The organism is Paenalkalicoccus suaedae (assembly GCF_006965545.2).
Lineage (GTDB): Bacteria > Bacillota > Bacilli > Bacillales > Salisediminibacteriaceae > Paenalkalicoccus > Paenalkalicoccus suaedae.
Genome location: NZ_CP041372.2, coordinates 1,798,996 through 1,818,125 on the forward strand (window position 1 = coordinate 1,798,996; position 19,130 = coordinate 1,818,125).

At 41.5% G+C, this 19,130-nt stretch carries 14 protein-coding genes; all 14 read left to right on the forward strand.

Annotation, left to right across the window (positions count from 1 at the left end; all coding sequences use genetic code 11):
* Positions 1-3: 3 nt before the first annotated feature.
* The 14 genes from argB (at position 4) to FLK61_RS09720 (ending at position 17,208) form a co-directional block, all read left to right on the forward strand.
* Positions 4-780, forward strand: coding sequence for an acetylglutamate kinase (gene argB / locus FLK61_RS09655; protein WP_176009260.1), 777 nt, complete (start codon positions 4-6; stop codon positions 778-780).
* A complete protein-coding gene (locus tag FLK61_RS09660) occupies positions 773-1,933 on the forward strand; it encodes an aspartate aminotransferase family protein (protein ID WP_176009261.1) in 1,161 nt (386 codons plus the stop codon). The genes argB and FLK61_RS09660 overlap by 8 nt, the downstream gene beginning before the upstream one ends.
* On the forward strand, positions 1,930-3,003 hold the full coding sequence (locus FLK61_RS09665) for a carbamoyl phosphate synthase small subunit (RefSeq protein ID WP_176009262.1): 1,074 nt from the start codon (positions 1,930-1,932) through the stop codon (positions 3,001-3,003). Before FLK61_RS09660 ends, FLK61_RS09665 begins: the two co-directional genes overlap by 4 nt.
* Positions 2,985-6,158, forward strand: a complete 3,174-nt coding sequence (gene carB / locus FLK61_RS09670; RefSeq protein ID WP_176009263.1) for a carbamoyl-phosphate synthase (glutamine-hydrolyzing) large subunit — start codon at positions 2,985-2,987, stop codon at positions 6,156-6,158. The genes FLK61_RS09665 and carB overlap by 19 nt, the downstream gene beginning before the upstream one ends.
* Positions 6,159-6,160: 2 nt before the next feature.
* Positions 6,161-7,069, forward strand: a complete 909-nt coding sequence (argF, locus tag FLK61_RS09675) for an ornithine carbamoyltransferase (RefSeq protein ID WP_176009264.1) — start codon at positions 6,161-6,163, stop codon at positions 7,067-7,069.
* 71 nt (positions 7,070-7,140) lie between these two features.
* The gene (locus tag FLK61_RS09680; RefSeq protein ID WP_176009265.1) at positions 7,141-8,358 is read left to right on the forward strand and encodes an argininosuccinate synthase; all 1,218 of its coding nucleotides are present in this window, start codon (positions 7,141-7,143) and stop codon (positions 8,356-8,358) included.
* A 93-nt stretch (positions 8,359-8,451) separates the two neighbouring features.
* Entirely contained in the window at positions 8,452-9,825 is a 1,374-nt protein-coding gene (argH, locus tag FLK61_RS09685; protein ID WP_176009266.1) for an argininosuccinate lyase, read from the forward strand.
* A gap of 109 nt (positions 9,826-9,934) precedes the next feature.
* The gene (locus tag FLK61_RS09690) at positions 9,935-11,002 is read left to right on the forward strand and encodes a branched-chain amino acid aminotransferase (protein ID WP_176009267.1); all 1,068 of its coding nucleotides are present in this window, start codon (positions 9,935-9,937) and stop codon (positions 11,000-11,002) included.
* Positions 11,003-11,388: 386 nt separating this feature from the next.
* Positions 11,389-14,022, forward strand: a complete 2,634-nt coding sequence (locus tag FLK61_RS09695) for an RHS repeat domain-containing protein (protein ID WP_176009268.1) — start codon at positions 11,389-11,391, stop codon at positions 14,020-14,022.
* On the forward strand, positions 14,022-14,213 hold the full coding sequence (locus tag FLK61_RS09700; RefSeq protein WP_176009269.1) for a hypothetical protein: 192 nt from the start codon (positions 14,022-14,024) through the stop codon (positions 14,211-14,213). Before FLK61_RS09695 ends, FLK61_RS09700 begins: the two co-directional genes overlap by 1 nt.
* Before the next feature lie 223 nt (positions 14,214-14,436).
* Complete coding sequence (locus FLK61_RS09705; RefSeq protein ID WP_176009270.1) at positions 14,437-14,580, forward strand: hypothetical protein; 144 nt, start codon at positions 14,437-14,439, stop codon at positions 14,578-14,580.
* 479 nt (positions 14,581-15,059) lie between these two features.
* The gene (locus FLK61_RS09710) at positions 15,060-15,530 is read left to right on the forward strand and encodes a hypothetical protein (protein ID WP_176009271.1); all 471 of its coding nucleotides are present in this window, start codon (positions 15,060-15,062) and stop codon (positions 15,528-15,530) included.
* Positions 15,531-16,196: 666 nt separating this feature from the next.
* The gene (locus tag FLK61_RS09715; protein ID WP_176009272.1) at positions 16,197-16,517 is read left to right on the forward strand and encodes a hypothetical protein; all 321 of its coding nucleotides are present in this window, start codon (positions 16,197-16,199) and stop codon (positions 16,515-16,517) included.
* A gap of 301 nt (positions 16,518-16,818) precedes the next feature.
* Positions 16,819-17,208: a hypothetical protein gene (locus FLK61_RS09720; protein ID WP_176009273.1), complete on the forward strand. Its 390-nt coding sequence runs from the start codon at positions 16,819-16,821 to the stop codon at positions 17,206-17,208.
* The last annotated feature ends 1,922 nt before the right edge of the window (positions 17,209-19,130 follow it).

Consider the following 19,130-nt stretch of genomic DNA (forward strand, 5'->3'; position numbering starts at 1 on the left):
TAAGTGGAAACACTCGTATTAAAAATTGGTGGAAGTACATTAGAAAGTTTGCCACAAGCCTTTTACAAACATGTACATGAGCTTACGAGGACAAATAACGTGATTATCGTGCACGGTGGCGGACCAGCAATTAACGATGCATTAGAAAAGAACGCGATTGAAGCAACGTTTCATCAAGGGTTGCGAGTTACCACGCCTGAGGTGCTCCAAACGTGTGAGATGGTCCTAAGTGGACAGACAAACAAATATCTTGTTACGAAGCTACAAGAGCAGCACGTAGCAGCTTTTGGGCTAAGTGGAATTGATGGAGAGCTATTACAAGCAAAGCTTGCAGATCAAACAGGGGCACTTGGGTTAGTAGGAGACATCGCTCATGTAAATAAGCAGATGATTACGATGCTACTAGCGAACAACTATGTGCCTGTTATCTCCCCGATTTCGATGACAAAAGAGAAGCAAAAGCTTAACGTGAATGCCGACAGTGCTGCAGCCGCAATTGCGAAAGCGATGCAAGCGAAGCTCGTTTTTGTCACTAATATCAAAGGTGTCATGAGTAAACAAAAGGAAATCATCCCTTTTCTATCAAAAAAGGCTATTGAAGTGGCGATAACGGATGGCACGATCTCTGGTGGTATGATCCCAAAGGTCAAGGCCGCGCTATCCTGCATTGAATCAGGCGTTCAAGAAAGTATTATCTTAGACAGTGAGTCACTTATTGGACTTGCGACTCACACGGCCTGTGGGACATCGATTCGTTTGGAGGAAGCATCTTATGTCTAACTCATCATCCGTTATGAATACGTACGCAAGATTTGATATCACACTAGAACGCGGACACGGGAGCTATGTCTATGATACGGCTGGAACAAAATATCTAGACTTTACATCTGGAATTGCGACGTGCAACCTCGGCCACACGCCAACAATCGTCGTCGATGCTATCACCACTCAGGCTCACACGCTGATGCACGTCTCAAACCTCTATCATATTCCATTACAAGAAAAACTGGCGAAACTGCTAACAAATGGACGCCATCTTGAAAAAGTGTTCTTTTGTAATAGTGGGGCTGAAGCGAATGAAGCAGCTATCAAGCTTGCTAAAAAATATGCCAATGATCATGGACACACGGAAAAAAACGGTATTGTCAGCTTAAAGCAGTCGTTCCATGGTCGAACAGGTTCAACGATGGCCGCTACAGGACAGGATAAAATCCATCAAGGCTTTACACCACTCACGCCCGGATTTTCATACATGGAGATGTATGGCGATCTAAAGGAACACATTGACCCTGCGTCAACATGCGCGATTATGATAGAGCTTATTCAAGGAGAAGGTGGCGTGCGTCCAGTTAGTCAAGCGTGGGTGCAAGAGGTTGCGACTTATTGTGAGCAGTACGATATTCTCCTTATTGTCGATGAGATCCAAACAGGAGCAGGAAGAACGGGAACATTTTATGCCTATGAGCAATACGGAATCTCACCTGATATCGTGACCACAGCCAAAGGAATAGGCTCTGGTTTTCCGGTAGGAGCGATGATGGCAACAGCAACGGTTGCTGAATCGATGGGGCCTGGCACACACGGGAGTACGTTTGGTGGTAATCCACTAGCAATGGCTGCTGGAGTAGCTACTGTCGAAGCGATACAAGCATCAGGCTTCTTAGAAGAAGTAAAAGTAAAAGCAACGTATTTTATAGAATCGCTTAAAAAGCTTGTGCCAAACGTACGAGGCGAAGGATTTTTAATCGGCATCGAATTTGATCAACCGGTTATGCCACTAATTAAAGAACTACAACAAAACGGCATTTTAACATTGCCTGCAGGGCCAAACGTATTGAGAGTATTACCACCACTTACGGTGACGATAGAGGAATTAGATCATTTTACAGAGCAGCTAGCGGCTGTTTTATCAAAGGAGGACGTACTCGTATGACAGGATATTTGATGCTTGAGACAGGTGACGTATTTAAAGGCGATTGGATCGGGGCGGACCTTCAGGCTTATGGCGAGCTCGTATTTAATACAGGGATGACAGGTTATCAGGAAATGATGACGGACCCTTCGTATAAAGGGCAAATCCTCACATTTTCATACCCGTTAATAGGGAACTACGGATTAAATCAAGTGGACGCAGAGAGTAAAAAAGTGGCGGTATCGGCAGTTCTTTTAAATGATGTATGTGATAATCCCAGCCATTATCTCTCTAACTGGACGTTTGATGATTACTTAAAAGAGCAAGGAATTCCAGGACTTAAAAACATGGATACGCGTAAATTGGTCTCCATTATTCGTAAGCAGCACACCGTTAAAGCGGTTATCTCAAAGGAGCTACTTTCCACATTCCCATCATTCGAATCTGGCGAGCTAGTAAAGGAAGTATCGGTTGGTAAAACAGAAGTACACGGAGAAGGCGAGAAGCACGTTGCGCTTTATGATTTCGGCTATAAAAAATCGATCCTAGATGCGTTAGTTGCGGAAGGATGTAAAGTGACGATTGTACCTTACAACTATTCGTTCGAAAAGCTTGTAGCATTAAAGCCAGACGGGGTGTTATTTAGTAACGGACCTGGAGACCCTATGACACTAGCTCCGTACTTTGAGCTTTATAAAAAAATTACAGCAAGCTACCCAACGCTCGGTATTTGCTTAGGGCACCAGCTAGTGGCGTTATCTTACGGTGCTAAAACAGAAAAGATGTTATTCGGACATCGCGGTGGCAACCACCCCGTGAAGCATCTACCGACAGGGAAAGTAAGTATCACGTCGCAAAATCACGGCTATGTCGTCACGGATAGCACGATCGATACAGCTGTTTTTGATATTACCTTTAAAAACGTAAATGACGGAAGCTTAGAAGGAATTAAGCATAAAGAGCTACCGGTTCAATCCGTGCAGTTCCATCCAGAGGCTCATCCAGGACCAAGTGATACAGCGTTTATCTTCGAAGAATTTTTACAGCAGGTGCAGGCAGGAGGCAAAAAGGCATGTTTGATCACACAATAAAAAAAGTACTCGTAATAGGATCTGGTCCAATTGTTATTGGGCAAGCAGCAGAATTTGACTATGCAGGCACACAAGCTTGTTTAGCGCTTAAAGAAGAGGGAATCGAAGTCGTTCTCGTTAACAATAACCCAGCGACCATTATGACAGACGATTCGATCGCCGATCATGTTTATATGGAGCCATTAACCGTTGATTCGGTCGAAAATATTATAAAAGTCGAGCAACCAGATGGTCTCATTGGTACATTAGGCGGTCAAACAGGTCTTAACTTAACGGTGCAACTGTTTGAGCAAGGGATTTTAGAGAAGCACAACGTGCGACTGCTCGGCACATCCGTTCCTTCGATTCAACAAGGGGAAGATCGTGAAAAATTCCGCTCGCTCATGCATGACATTAAGGAGCCAGTCCCGGCTTCAGAGATCGTCGAGTCTCTTGAGGAGGGACTTTCCTTCGTTCATGAAGCTGGATTCCCTGTTATTTTACGTCCGGCTTATACGCTAGGTGGCGGTGGAGGTGGCTTTGCTTACTCAAAAGAGGAGCTAAAGGATAAGCTTCAAACAGCACTTGAAGCAAGCCCGATTCACCAAGTATTAGTCGAGCAAAGTATCAAAGGCTGGAAGGAAGTCGAATACGAGGTCATGCGTGATGCAAATGACACGTGCATCATCGTGTGTAACATGGAAAACTTAGATCCAGTAGGTGTCCACACGGGAGATTCAATCGTGGTTGCTCCGTCACAAACGCTCACTGATACGCAGTATCAAATGCTACGAAATGCTTCACTTAAAGTGATTCGTGCCCTTGAAATTGTTGGAGGCTGTAATATTCAATTCGCACTTCACCCAGAATCCGAAGAGTACGCAATTATTGAGGTTAACCCGCGTGTGAGTCGCTCCTCTGCACTTGCTTCAAAGGCGACAGGCTACCCAATTGCGCGTATTGCAGCGAAGTGCGCGATTGGCTATCAACTTGACGAGATTTTAAATCCGATCACGGGTAATACGTACGCATCGTTTGAGCCAGCTTTAGACTACTGCGTCGTAAAGCTACCGCGCTTTCCGTTTGATAAATTCTCAGAAGCAGATCGCACGCTCGGGACGCAGATGAAGGCGACGGGTGAGGTCATGGCATTGGAGCGTACGTTTGAAGCGGCGATGAATAAAGCGATCCGCTCGCTTGAGATGAACCGCTACAGCCTCATGGATACAGGCTTTGAGCAAGCATCGGAGCAAGATCTCTTTGACCTGTTAGAAAATCCGAATGACCGCAGACTTTTTGCGATTGGAGAGCTTCTAGCTCGCGAAACTCCTTTAGAGACGATTCATGAGTTAACGGGCATTGATTATTGGTTCATCTATAAGCTACAGCGAATAGTTGCTGCAGAGCTTGCCATTAAAGGACAAAAGTTAGAATCGTTAACGAAAGAAGAGCTCCTAAAGCTAAAACGTTTAAATGTGAGTAATAAGCAAATTGCTACCTTAACAGGGACTACAGAGCTGAACGTTTATCAAGCATTACAGACATTTGACCTTACGCCGTCTTATAAGCTTGTTGATACATGCGCAGGTGAATTTGATGCGTTAACACCATACTACTATTCTACGTGGCAAGGCTTTGATGAGGTAGAAGTAACTCATGACAAGCAAAAGCTACTCGTATTAGGATCAGGGCCAATCCGTATTGGGCAAGGAGTCGAGTTTGATTATTGCTCCGTCCATGCAGCACTAGCAGCAAAAGCAAGCGGCTACGAAACGATTGTGATGAATAATAATCCAGAGACAGTAAGTACTGATTATACAATTGGTGATCGCCTTTACTTCGAACCTTTAACGGTAGAGGACGTTTTAGCAGTCGCTACGAAGGAACAGGTTGATGGCGTTATTGTCCAGTTCGGTGGTCAAACGGCGATTAACCTAGCAAATGAGCTAAAGCAGGCAGGTCTTCCTATTATCGGCACGAGTGCTGATTCCATCACTAAGCTTGAAGATCGCGAAGCCTTTTATCAGCTATTAGACGCGCACGCGATTCCACATATTGAGGGAACGATTTGTCACCAAAAGTCCGAGCTTAAACAGGCGGTTAATGAGCTTTCTTATCCTGTCCTCATTCGTCCATCCTTTGTTATCGGCGGGCAGTCTATGTATATTTGTCACTCGGACGCAGAGCTTGATCGCTACCTTTCTAGACTAGAGGATGCAACGACTAAAACGAGTTGGCCCCTGCTAGTCGATCGATTTATCCCAGGTAAAGAAGTGGAGATTGACGTGATCTCAGATGGGAAGACCGTCGTCGTTCCAGGCATTTTTGAGCATGTGGAAAAAGCGGGTGTACACTCGGGTGATAGTGTCACGATTCTTCCATCTCAGACACTTACACAAGCAGAAAAAGATCGTTTAGTAGAAATCGCCACCATTATCGCTAAAGAAGCACAGGTTATCGGCATGATGAATATTCAATTTGTGCTTCACGATTCAACTGTCTACGTATTAGAAGTCAATCCTCGTTCTTCACGAACGGTTCCGATCATGAGCAAGGTAACGGGTGTTCCTATGGTGGAGTGGGCTGTGCGTGCTCAAATTGGCGAAGTACTAGCGGACATCGCACCACAGGGATTAATGAAGGAGCCAGACTTTGTGACAGTGAAAGCTCCTGTATTTTCTGCAACAAAGCTAAAAGGGGTTGATCATGCGGTGAGCCCTGAGATGAAATCAACTGGTGAAATGATCGGGTTTGGAGAGACAGTCGCGGAGGCAAAAGCGAAGGTACTACCGATGCTTACGAACCCAACTATCATTGTTTCGGCTGCGGATGCATCGAAGCAAGCGATTAAGGACGTTCTCTCTTGCATAAAGGCGAGTATTTATGCAACGCCATCCACGCATCAGTATTTAACGGATCATGGCGTTCAAGCGGAAAAGGTAGATTATGCGGATATTGAAGCCTTGATGAAGCAGGTGGATATCGATGCAGTGCTTAGCATTGCAACTGCAGGTAGACACCACGAGAGTAATGGTTTTAAGCTACGTGAGCTTGCGATTAAGAACCAAGTACCGCTATTTACGCATGAAGATACGTTTACATTCATCACGACAGATAACGAAGCAACGATCACACCTAAATCGATCCAATCATACAGAAAAGCGCTGGAGGTTTAATCATGAGACATTTTTTAACGATCAATGATTTGTCGAAAGAAGAATTGCACGAGCTACTTGAAGATGCCATCACGATGAAGCAGGAAGTGAAGGATGGGATTCCCCATCCTCACTTAGCTGGTCAGACGCTCGGAATGATTTTTGAAAAATCATCGACTAGAACGCGTGTATCGTTTGAGGTAGGCATGTATCAGTTAGGAGGCCACGCGCTATTTTTGAGCGCGAATGATATTCAGCTTGGTCGCGGTGAAACCGTAGCCGATACGGCGAAGGTGATGTCTCGCTATGTAGATGGGATGATGATTCGAACGTTTGGTCACGCCAAGATCGAGGAGTTTGCGGCGAATGCGACAGTGCCGATCATCAATGGGTTAACGAATGAGCATCACCCAACGCAAGTGTTAGCGGACTTAATGACAATTAAAGAGCATAAAGGAGAGCTTAAGGGGCTGAAGGTTGCGTTTATTGGGGACGGCAATAACAATATGACGCACTCCTTGATTCAAGGCGCGGTGAACGCAGACATGAGCATCATCGTAGCATCTCCAAAGGGCTATGAGCCAGATCAAGACATTGTAGACGAAGCTGCAACTGAAGGAAGCGTTTCCTTTACGTACGATCCGAAAGAAGCGGTGAAAGACGCAGATATTATCATCACAGACGTATGGGCTAGCATGGGTGATGAGGCAGAGATCGAAACGAGACTACAAACATTTAAGGATTATCAAGTAAATAGTGATTTGGTTGATTATGCACAGAGGGATTATTTATTCCTTCATTGTTTACCGGCGCATCGTGGGGAAGAAGTAACAGCCGATATTATCGACGGTCCACATTCCGTCGTATTTGATGAAGCAGAGAACCGATTACACGCTCAGAAAGCTCTCCTAAAAAAATTATTAAAAAAATAGTGTTTTTTTGTAGCTTTTTGCATAAAGATACGTTATGATATATAAAAATACCGATTAGGGAGATGTTATTCATGAGTAAAGGTAAAGTTGTTCTAGCATATTCTGGCGGACTTGATACGTCCGTATCAATTAAATGGTTACAAGAGCAGTATGGATATGAAGTTATTGCACTAGGTCTTGAAATTGGCGAAGGAAAGGATCTAGAGGCACTTAAAAATAAAGCACTCGAGGTTGGAGCGGAGAAAGCCGTTATTATCGACGCGAAGGAGCTATTAGCAGAAGAGTATCTGTTACCAGCTCTGCAGGCTAACTGCTTATATGAAGGGAAGTATCCACTATCATCTGCACTATCACGCCCACTTATTTCTAAACTATTAGTGGAAGTAGCAGAGCAAGAAGGAGCAGTTGCAGTCGCACACGGTTGTACGGGTAAAGGAAATGACCAAGTGCGTTTCGAGGTTTCTATCCAGGCGTTAAATCCGGATCTTGAGGTTATTGCTCCAGTAAGAGAGTGGGGCATGAACCGTGAGCAGGAGATTGAATATGCAAAAGAGAAGAATATTCCGATCCCCGTTAATCTAGAGAAGCCTTATTCGATTGATGCAAATATTTGGGGTAGAGCGTGTGAAGCTGGTGTCTTAGAGGACACGTGGGCGGAAGCGCCAGAGGAAGCATTTGAGTGGACTGCGAATATCGCGCATACGCCAGATGAGCCAGAATACGTAGAGATTTCGTTTGAAAATGGAAAGCCAACAGCGTTAAACGGAGAAGCGATGTCGTTTGTCGAGATCATTAAATCTCTTAATAAGACAGCTGGAAAGCACGGTGTTGGACGAATTGACCACATTGAGAACAGACTTGTAGGAATCAAAGCGCGTGAAGTGTATGAAAATCCGGGAGCGCTCGTATTAATTAACGCGCACAAAGAGCTGGAATTCTTAACATTAACAAAGGAAGTAACGCAATTCAAAACGCAGGTGGAGCAGCAAATGACGCAGCTTATCTATGATGGACTTTGGTACTCTCCACTTAAATCTTCTTTAGAAGCATTCGTTAGTGACACGCAAAAGCAAGTTAATGGTAAGATTAAAGTGAAGCTTTGGAAGGGTACGCAAATGGTTGTTGCGAGACACTCGGACAATAGCCTGTACAACGAAGAGCTTGCAACGTATTCAAAACATGATGCATTTGATCATAATGCAGCAGTTGGATTTATTAAGCTATGGGGCTTAACAACAAAAACGTATGCGCAGGTAAATAACAAGAAGTCTGTTACGGTTACGAAATAAGCAAATCGTTTACAGCAAACGATGTATGGAGTGCCCCTAGCTTATTTAGGGGCACTTGTTTTATTATTAATGGAATGTATGGAGGGTGTTGTCATGGCTAAGCTATGGGGTGGAAGATTTACGAAAGCGACGAATCAATTAGTAGAGGAAGAAACAGCATCGATTGGCTTTGACCAAAAGCTAATGGAGCAAGACATTAAAGGAAGCATTGCGCATGCAACGATGCTTAGTAAGCAAGAGATCATTAGCGAAGAGGATGCGGAGCAGATTATTAATGGACTGCATGCAGTAAAAGCGAAGATTTCGTCCGGAGATTATGCGTACAATGTACAAAACGAAGATATTCATATGAATATCGAAGCCTTTTTAATCGAGGAAATTGGTCCAGTTGGTGGCAAGCTACATACAGGGCGTAGTCGAAATGACCAAGTTGCAACTGATATGCATTTATATTTAGTCGAGCATACACACGCGATTATTGAGCTCGTTGAAGCAACGCAAACAGCGATTCTTAACCAGGCAGATAAGCATATCGATACGCTCATTCCAGGCTATACGCACCTGCAGCGCGCTCAACCTGTTTCTTTTGCGCATCATTTACTTGCGTACTTTTGGATGCTTGAGCGTGATAAAGGTCGACTCCAGGATAGCGTAAAGCGCGCGAATCTATCCCCGCTTGGAGCTGGTGCGCTTGCTGGCACGACTTTCCCGATCGATCGTCATTTTGTAGCTTCTGAGCTTGGCTTTGATGGTGTGTACGAAAATAGTATGGACGCTGTAAGTGACCGAGATTTTATCGTGGAGTTTATGGCAGCCTCTTCTTTGATGCTGACACACATATCAAGACTCTCTGAGGAGCTCATTATTTGGAGTAGCCAAGAGTTCCAATTTATCGAGCTTGATGATTCCTTCTGTACGGGATCTAGCATCATGCCTCAGAAGAAGAATCCGGATGTTCCAGAATTGCTGCGAGCGAAGACGGGTCGCGTATTAGGCAACTTAGTCGGACTTTTAACCGTATTGAAAGGGCTACCACTCGCATACAACAAAGATATGCAAGAGGATAAAGAAGGCATGTTTGATACGGTGGAAACAGTAGAAGCATCACTCCTAATGCTTGCGCCAATGATTGATACCATGCAGGTGAAAACAGACAACATGAAGCAGGCAGTAAACGAAGACTTTTCAAACGCAACGGATATTGCGGACTATTTAGTTACAAAAGGACTTCCATTTAGAGAGGCTCATGAAGTCATCGGAAAAATCGTCCTTTATGCCATTAACCATAAGAAATTTTTACTTGATCTGACGATGGAAGAGTACAAAGAGCATCATACCCTGTTTGAAGACGATATTTTTGACGTGTTAAAGCCTGAGCAAGTCGTTGCAAACCGAACGAGCTACGGTGGAACGGGCCAAGAACAGGTGAAAAAACAGCTTCAAATTGCAAAATCTCATTTATCATGAATTTTCTAAATCATTTATACAATTGCGATTCGAATCGTGATACAATATAGAACATTCAAACAGTAGGCGAAAAGGTGCATGTCACCTCGTAGGCGAGAGGAGATTTTTTATGGAAGCAACATTGGCAATTACAGAAGCGGTGACGAAAAAACCGAAGCCGGATCCGAATTCCCTTCAATTCGGCAAAACATTTACAGATCATATGTTTACAATGGAGTACAAAGCAGACGAAGGGTGGACAAATCCACAAATCAAACCTTATGCTCCTATTGAGATTGATCCTGCAGCTATGGTTTTTCACTATAGCCAAACGGTATTTGAAGGATTAAAAGCCTATCGAACGAAGGATGGCGTTGTCCGACTTTTCCGTCCTGAAGAAAACTTTAAGCGATTGAACCGCTCCAATAAACGATTGAGCATTCCGCCAATCGATGAAAAAAGCGCGATTGAGCACTTAAAGCAATTAGTAGCTTTGGAGAAAGACTGGATCCCTACAGAAGAAGGTACGTCCTTATATATTCGTCCTTTCGTAATCGCAACAGAGCCTAGCTTGCAGGTTGCACCTGCTAAAAGCTATCAGCTATTCATCATCCTATCTCCAGTAGGGTCTTATTATCCTACTGGCATTCAGCCAGTAAGCATTATGGTCGAGGAGGATACAACTCGGGCAGTTCGTGGCGGTACTGGAAGTGCCAAAACGGGAGGCAACTACTCAGCGGGGTACAATGCACAGGCAAAAGCTACTGCAAACGGCCACGCACAAGTACTTTGGCTTGATGGGATGGAAAAGAAGTATATCGAAGAAGTCGGTAGTATGAACGTCTTCTTTAAAATAAACGGCGAGATCGTTACACCAGAGTTAAGCGATAGTATCCTTGAGGGTATCACTCGTAAATCTGTTATTGAGCTACTAAAGAGCTGGAAGGTGCCAGTATCAGAACGCCGTGTCACGATGCAGGAAGTAAAAGATGCATATGACAACGGAACGCTTGAAGAAGCGTTTGGTTCAGGAACAGCCGCAGTAATCTCTCCAATTGGAGAACTAACATGGCGCGATACGACGATGACAATCAATGGTGGGGAAACAGGTGATGTGACAACATCTCTGTATAAAACAATCACAAACATTCAAACAGGCAAAGAGCGCGATCCATTTGGATGGACGCTTAAGCTGTAGTTGTTGAAGGGGAAGCCGTGGGCTTCCCTTTTTGTGTGGGAGGAGTGCTGATTTGCTAAAGAGCTCTTTTTTAGTGCAGCTCTTCGAGCTTGGTTGATAAAGATCTAACTAGTTTCGTTCAGTTTTATTTGCTTTATAGTAGGAGGAGTCAGCTCTACGAACGCCTTACGACATTAGTAGGGTCTGAATCTAAGCCTACTCGTCGGCAGGAGTCGACGATCGTCTCCTCCTAAACGCCTTCTGCGTGGTCTTATATCCAGCCTTATCCTACTAATTGTCTTCAGGCATTCTCCGAGTCTGCCTCCTCTTATTTTTGATAAGGCAAGTAACAAGCTTAGGTAATAGGTAGAGCAGGCTTTAAAACAATCTCTTAAAATTAAGATTGAGTGCTAAATGATGCTGGTATAGAACCAAAGGGAGCTTCCTTTATCTCTGCCCCACTTGAGCCAATTCGTGCAGGAAAAACATACACAGCAAGTAGTGTTGTCAGTGGAAAAGAGTTAGGGGACGCAACGGCATTTATTGCGATTGAGTTATATTCCTCTACAGGAGCCAAATTAGGTCGGGAGGAAATACAGCGACCCATTAATAAATTAGATTATTGGACACCGCTTTATGTGCAGATGAGCGAGCAACGTGCGAAGCAAATTCACGCGTCTGCGACACATATGCGCGTTGTTGTAGGGTCAAAGGGTCGATTTACGGGTACCATGCTCGTCGATAACGTGCGGTTAGATGATCAGATTAGCCGAGACAGCTATGCGTATGATGCAAAAGGCAATTATCTCATCGAAGAAACCGACGGGTTAGGCAGAAAAGTCACCTATACGAATGATGCGCGAGGAAATATCACGCGTATTAATTTCTCTAAGAGTGGCGTTTTCACGAATTACGTCTATGATGAACTAGACCGTGTCACGTCTGTATCGGATCATCGCTTACGATTTGATCTTTCTCATGATGCGAATGGAAACATTTCGCAGATTCAGTACCGACCATCCGCATCCTCTAGTGTGTTTAGTTCCGTTTCTCAACACCATGATGAACTAGACCGCCTGACGAGAACGGTCGATCAACTAGGCGCAGAGACACGATTTGCCTACGAGCCAAATGGTACGTTGAAGCAGGTCACGTATCCAACTGGCGGACAGATTCACTATGCGTATAATGCGTTTGACGAACTAACGCGCGTCAGCTATGGGGGAACGGACACGCTTACGTGGGACTATGAGTATGATAAGAGTGGAAATCAAACGAAAGCGACGCAAAATGGATCGCTTGTGACAACCTATACCTATGATTCTTTAGACCGAGTCACAAAAGAAGAGTATCCCGCTGTCAATGGCACACGAAATACGTTAACCTATACGTATAACGAAGATGGCGATGTGGAGACGTATACGCACTCGAGAGTGGGACAAGTCCGCTTCGCTCACGATGCTTCTGGGAAATCGAACAGTGCCGAGGGTCCACAAGGACAACGCATGGACTACATGTACGATGAGTCTGGCGGCATCAAAAAAGCATTTTTAAAACTAAACGCAGAGTCGTTTAGTACGTACTATGACTATAACCCGGTTGGCCAGCCGTCTCGGATTCGTCAAGAAAATAAGCATGGCGACCTCGTGTCGGATGAGCAGCTCACGTTCGATGAGAATGGGCATATTACCGAGGTACGCTCGTTATCAGGAGCACGCGTCACGTACGAATACGATAACGACTATCAGCTTCGTAAAGAGACGCATCGCAACGCCGCTGGCGCCATCACGCTCGACCAGTCCTATGAGTACGATTTCTTAGGCAACCGTCTATCGAAGACCGTTGGCGCAGCTCGCACAACGTACACGTACGACAAAGCGAATCACCTGCATCATCAAGGATCCCTCACGTACACGCACGATCACGTTGGAAACACGACGTCACGTGGGGATACGAACTTTGTCTATAACACGGACCGAGAGCTGACGGAAGTGAAGCGCGCAGGTGCAACCATTGCCACGTATGACTATAACCATCACGGCATGCGCACGAAGAAAGTAGCCGGTTCTCGCACCGAGCACTATTACTACACAGGAAAAGATCTAGCCTACATCACGGATGCCCAAAACCGCATCCGCTCAAGCTTTGTCCGAGATGCTCTTGGTCAATTGATGACGTACACGGATCATACCGGAGCTTCGCCAAAAACATATCTGTATGTACTGAACCATCGTGGCGATGTGCTTGGTCTTCGTGACGAGGATGGAATCATGGTTGTCACGTATACGTACGATGCGTACGGAAACATTATCAGTCAATCCGGAACCGGCCTAACTGGTGATGGGCGTCTCTTACGAGAAGCAAATCCATTCCGTTATGCAAGCTACGTGTATGATGAAGAAACAAGTTTGTACTACGTGCAGACTCGTTACTACGATGCGGATACCGGACGATTCTTAACGCGCGATATTGTGGCAGATACAAACCTGTACATTTATGCGGACAACAATCCGGTTAACTTTGTGGATCCAGATGGTCGCGTGCCGATTCCGTTGATTATCTTCTTAGCAAAAGCAGGATTTAAAGCTTATACGGCTTACTCTACCTATAAGGCGATTAAGAATGATCCGAGTATGAAGAATATCCTCTTAAGCCTCATGCCTGGTGGGAAGATCACTCGAATGGGTGGGAAGAAGATACTGGCCTTTGCAAAGGGTACAAAGAGTGTAGGTATTATAGGAAAGTCTTATGGGAAAAACGGAAGATTTGGAACTGTTGTCAAGAATCCTAAAATAAAAATTTCTAGTTTTTCTGGACATGCAGTTAATCAAGCTATCACTAGAGGAGTTAAAACTAAAGAAATTCAAAGCACTGTTAATAAGCCAATTGCTGTATTATCTCAATGGGGCGGAAAGAAGTTTGCATATGTTTCTAAAAAGGCAGTTGTTGTAATGGACAATAAAGGAAGAATCATAACTATTTGGGGAAAGAAACAATTTGACGACGTTGTGAAGCAAGTTATAAAAGACTCTAGGAGGTGATGGTAATACATTATTTTTGCCCACTTTATAATAGAGAAATTGATGAAGGAAAGTGTTTAGATATTAACTATGAATTAATACGAGCAAAAAAAAAGGAAGAACTTAAAATGCTTCAAAAATTTTTAAAAAAAGATGTGAAAGAAATAGAAAAAACATGTATTTCATGCGAAAATTATCCATTTGATAAGTAATGTAATATTAGTACAAAAACCTTGAGGGTCCGATTCCTTAAGGTTTTTGTACTAAAATAAAAGATAATTGAATTGCTCGCGCCTGTCATTTATCGAATTCTGTTGAATAAATTTGTGTATAGCTCTTTAAAGTTCATTTGATAAGACTAACAATAAAGAAGGCTATTCGTCTATTAATGGCACACGAAATACGTTAACCTATACGTATAACGAGGATGGCGACGTGGAAACGTTTACGCACTCGAGAGTGGGACAAGTACGCTTCGCTCACGATGCTTCTGGGAAATCGAACAGTGCCGAGGGTCCACAAGGACAACGCATGGACTACATGTACGATGAGTCTGGCGGCATCAAAAAAGTATTTTAAAAACTAAACGCAGAGTCGTATAGCACCTACAAGTCGATCAAGAATGATCCGAGTATGAAGAATATTCTCTTAAGCCTCATGCCTGGTGGAAAGATCACGCGTATGGGTGGGAAGAAGATACTGGCTTTTGCGAAGGGTAATAAGGGTGGGGTAAAGGTTCAATTTTTGGTAAGTGGGTTAATGTATCCAAAAATAAGAATTGGACACGTCATTTTGGTAGTATGAATGATTTCTTAAAGAAAAATGGCTATACAGTTAGACCTGCCAGAAACACATTTGATATGCAAGAAAGATTGTTTATTAAAATGGTAAGCCTGTTGGTGAAATCCATTTAGGGCAACCGCAATATATTGGAAACAACACAAAAAATAGTATGTCAGGAGGTTTTTACCCTTCACACTACCAGCGGTATAAATCAGGTACAACGAAATTATCAAATAATCATATATATTTTAAACCTTAAAAAAGGAGGGGTATCTTTGAATAGTTTTCATTATATTAACAAGTTTTATCAAGTTGATTTAGAGGATGTAATTTCAATAGTACTTTCGTTTTGTACTGAGAATGATACTATTCTATTCAGTACTATCGAAGATAATTTAAAATATGAGAGCGTTGAAGATAAAGACTTTATTAATATAAATAAGTTGTTTAAAAATAATAAGTGGATTTTTCCTGAAGAAATGCCAATAAATGTTCCGAATATTATTTGGTATAAAACAAACGGTAGAGAGGATATTAAAAAAGCGATTACAATTGAAAGTTTGTTTAGATGTGTCATATTGCCAAAGGGATTAGACATCGAACATTTTAATTATTTAATCTATATAATTGAAAATAACGAAGGACCGGTTTTATGTGTATACGATAAAATTAACGACTTTAATGACAGGGTGCTGCCGAAAATACAACCTTATTTGGGAGATTGTAAAATAAGTAAAAGTATTTAAAGTCAAATTTAAGCCTTAAGAGAATATATCTCTAAAGGCTTTTTATATAGGGTGGAGTGCCGAATGAGAACGCTGTCCGACGATAAATTACATAACAATTCTCTATGTGTATAGAGCATTACTAAAGTATCCTGACGCACTAAACTTTGAAAAGTATGCCTAAATTAATAAACATCAACTCCAATAATAACTTCGATCTCATAAGCTACATCCATACTTAGAGTGAAATACCTAGCCTTCGCTTTCTCCCTGTCTAATAAATTATTTTGAATTTTAATCGCAACTTTCCCCCTCATAAAACGTTTACTACTATGAAGACACTTTTTCCCTCGTTGCTGCTCGATAATTTGCTCGTGCCTGTCACTTGTCTATTAATATAAATTACAGGAGGGTTTACTTGCACCATTAATTCTTGAAGGTTGACTTTCGGAACTAGGCACTTTGAGTTCCATAAACATAACGCTTACAAGTACTAATCTTACATAAGCTACTAGAAGTTTATTTGGTTGTTAATAATAGGGGTGGAACATACACGTGTATGAATAACGAGTTTACGATTTGAAAGGTAAGTTGATCTCTGGATGTGAACAATAAAAGAATGTTTTATGATAAAGAGGCATGATGAAATTGATATATTTGTCGAATTACTAAATAGGAGGGATTAACTTGGCAGTGACATTTTATCTAGCTAACTCGATTTCTGAAGCATTAACATCAGATAGCTATTTAGACTTAGAAGATAATGTCCACCTTTATTTGTACAATAATCGAGGATTCGTTACATCGCGTGCAGAGCTGTTAATAGGGTTAGATCCATATGGCTATAAAATATTTTCATCAGATGAGATAAGTGACCTGATCTTACTATGCAAGTTATGTCGCAATCAGTTAGAAAATAAGGAGGTCTACCTATTTTTAGAAGACCTAATTGGATTTTCTAAAAAGGCAGTAGACGAAAATAAACTCCTTGTTGCAATTGGTGATTAGATTAAGTAGCTTGTGAGATACAAGTTTTTTAGCACGAGAAGGGAGGTTGGCATGCTAGAACTTTCTTTAGTAGGAAAACCTCAAGAGGAGATAATTACGTTTAATCAGTACATTCCACGCTCATTCTATAGCACTCACATTATGTCATCAGATTAAAAGCATTGATGATACATCATTTAAGCAGCTTACTAATGAAAAAGGCATGCCAATCAACATGGGATGAGAGTAATGTTAGAGATGAGATAAGCACGTATTCAATCACTAACTAATTTAAAATACGGTATGAATAGGGGCTTTGACTATGAAAATCAGGCACAGAATTGTATATGACAAGACAGATATAAACCCAGCGTTTATTCGTTTTTTAAAAGATCATAACGCAAACATTCAAGAGGATGAAACAGATCTGGTAGTTGCCTATATAGTCGAAAAGGAAGAAGAAGAGTGGACAAAAGAATTTAACAGATTATTAGACAAAGAAGATCTCTCATCTATAGCAGAAAGCATCTATTCGAAGAGCGAGATGAAAAAAGCCGCTTGGTATACAATTAGACCTACATACAGATGGGAATATCCCCAACCAGAGGATGAGTATGTCGAGACTATCTATGACACTACTCATTATTGCGAAGAATGTGGCTGTGGGCTTCGGCAAAAACAAGAATTTAAGGTGAAAAAGAACCCAAAATGAAGGAATTCATTATCACATAGAACCAGCGAGCAAAGAGATAGTGGTGCAAACATTAGGGTTTTTTCTGACACCGGAAAGTTGCGAATTAATTGTCGGCTGTAGTGATGAAAAAGTTATTGATGATTATTTTAAAAAGTGAAATTGATATAAATTAATAGACCTTGAGCGGCATCATACCTTTCAAGGTTTTTTTATGGAGCTATCAGATTATTCTTAACTTAGTCGGTATGATTATTTTAATCAGCATACTAAGACAGGTAGAACTAGATAGTTTAATACTTAATGTACATAATGACAAACCTGTTTTCGCTATATAACACTAATTGAATCGTTAATGTACTCGAAAAATAAAGTTGTCTTAAGTGTACTTGGATGTAAATAGAAACTTTTGTAGAGTGCAAAAGTTGATTTGTAAATTGCTCGTACGCTGTCACTTGTTAAATTTAACTGAACGATAAATGGATAGCACTTTAGAAATTGTTTGTAATGACTATATTTAAAGAAGAATTTCCTGCTGAGACCGTCTTACGAAATACGTTAAACTATACGCATAACGAGTATGGCGGCGTATAAACGTTTACGTACTCAAGAGTGGGACAAGCACGCTTCACCCAATATGCTTTTGGAAAATCGAATAATGCTATGGGTCCACAAGGACAACGCATGGTTTAAATGTACATTGAGTCCGGTGGAATCGAAAAAGCGTTTCTAAAATATAAATAAGAGTCGTTTAGTAATTACTATGAGTAAACTCGGTAATCTTTACGGGTATAGACCGTCGAGAAATTTAATTAATTACTTTCTAAGCAAATGAGGAGGAGTTTATTATTTTAAAAATAGATCAATTTAAAAATATAGTAGAACAATGGAGAGTAGAGAAACAAACTAGAGACCATTTTTTGATTAGCTTCAATAATTATAGAGTAGAACAAGAAGAGGAGTTTCATTCTTATTTTGGAGAATTTGTGGAAACGGATTTAGAGTGTTATATAAAAAAAGTATCAATAGAATTAAGAAACTTTCCAGAATTTGATTATATTCATTTAGTCTCATACCTAAGTATTGAGTATAAAGAGCGTGTATTAGGAGAGTATAGATTATATTTTACATTAGAAGGAGATGTGGATGATTCTGATTTTATTATGTATTAATTTTATAGGAAGTGAATTATCCATATTTTAAAATTAATTTAATTATTTAGTGATACGTGTGAGCACATCATAATTGAAGCAACCGGATTAAACTCTAATAGTATTTAAAAACTTTAAAGGAATTTTTCTCTTAAGGGTTTTTCTTTAAAGTGAATTTCATTATTTAAGATCAATCAGAACAGTTTACTGCATATTTATTTTCTTTATTTATTGCTCGTTCTCTGTGTCACTTGTCGAATATTAAAGTATATGTATGCGGGGAAATCTATAAAAATCATATGTCAAGACTAACGATAAAGAAGATTATTCTTTTACTAATGAACCAAGATATAGGATAACCTATAGTATTACGAGAGGATCTTTAAGCTTCACTTAAGATCCTTCTGGGAAATTGAAAAGTGCCGAGTTTCTTACAAGGGTATCGCATGGACTATATAAACGATGACTCCGGAAAAATAAAATAGTGTTTTCAAATATAATACAAACTCTTATAGTACATATTAGGGCAAGAACTAAGTTGGCTAGCCGTCACGTAATTTTCAAGAATATAAGGATAGAGACGTAGTATTAGATGAGCAACTCACGTTCTTTTAAATTGGCCAGATTACCGATGGGTAAAACATCATTCTCTTTGGTTTGTTCTAAGTGCCTTCGATTAACTGATGATATACACGGATCCATACCCATTCAACTCTCAAAACGTATTTCTACTTGCTGAAACATCCTGGCTAATTGGAGAATGAACGGGTGGCCGAGCTAATGTAGTGTACG

Excerpts from the sequence above, each read along its gene's own strand:
- argH (WP_176009266.1), top strand. The coding sequence starts at position 8,452 with ATGGCTAAGCTATGGGGTGGAAGATTTACGAAAGCGACGAATCAATTA.
- argF (WP_176009264.1), top strand. The coding sequence starts at position 6,161 with ATGAGACATTTTTTAACGATCAATGATTTGTCGAAAGAAGAATTGCAC.
- FLK61_RS09700 (WP_176009269.1), top strand. The coding sequence starts at position 14,022 with ATGGTAATACATTATTTTTGCCCACTTTATAATAGAGAAATTGATGAA.
- FLK61_RS09660 (WP_176009261.1), top strand. The coding sequence starts at position 773 with ATGTCTAACTCATCATCCGTTATGAATACGTACGCAAGATTTGATATC.
- FLK61_RS09665 (WP_176009262.1), top strand. The coding sequence starts at position 1,930 with ATGACAGGATATTTGATGCTTGAGACAGGTGACGTATTTAAAGGCGAT.
- FLK61_RS09690 (WP_176009267.1), top strand. The coding sequence starts at position 9,935 with ATGGAAGCAACATTGGCAATTACAGAAGCGGTGACGAAAAAACCGAAG.
- FLK61_RS09720 (WP_176009273.1), top strand. The coding sequence starts at position 16,819 with ATGAAAATCAGGCACAGAATTGTATATGACAAGACAGATATAAACCCA.
- carB (WP_176009263.1), top strand. The coding sequence starts at position 2,985 with ATGTTTGATCACACAATAAAAAAAGTACTCGTAATAGGATCTGGTCCA.
- FLK61_RS09680 (WP_176009265.1), top strand. The coding sequence starts at position 7,141 with ATGAGTAAAGGTAAAGTTGTTCTAGCATATTCTGGCGGACTTGATACG.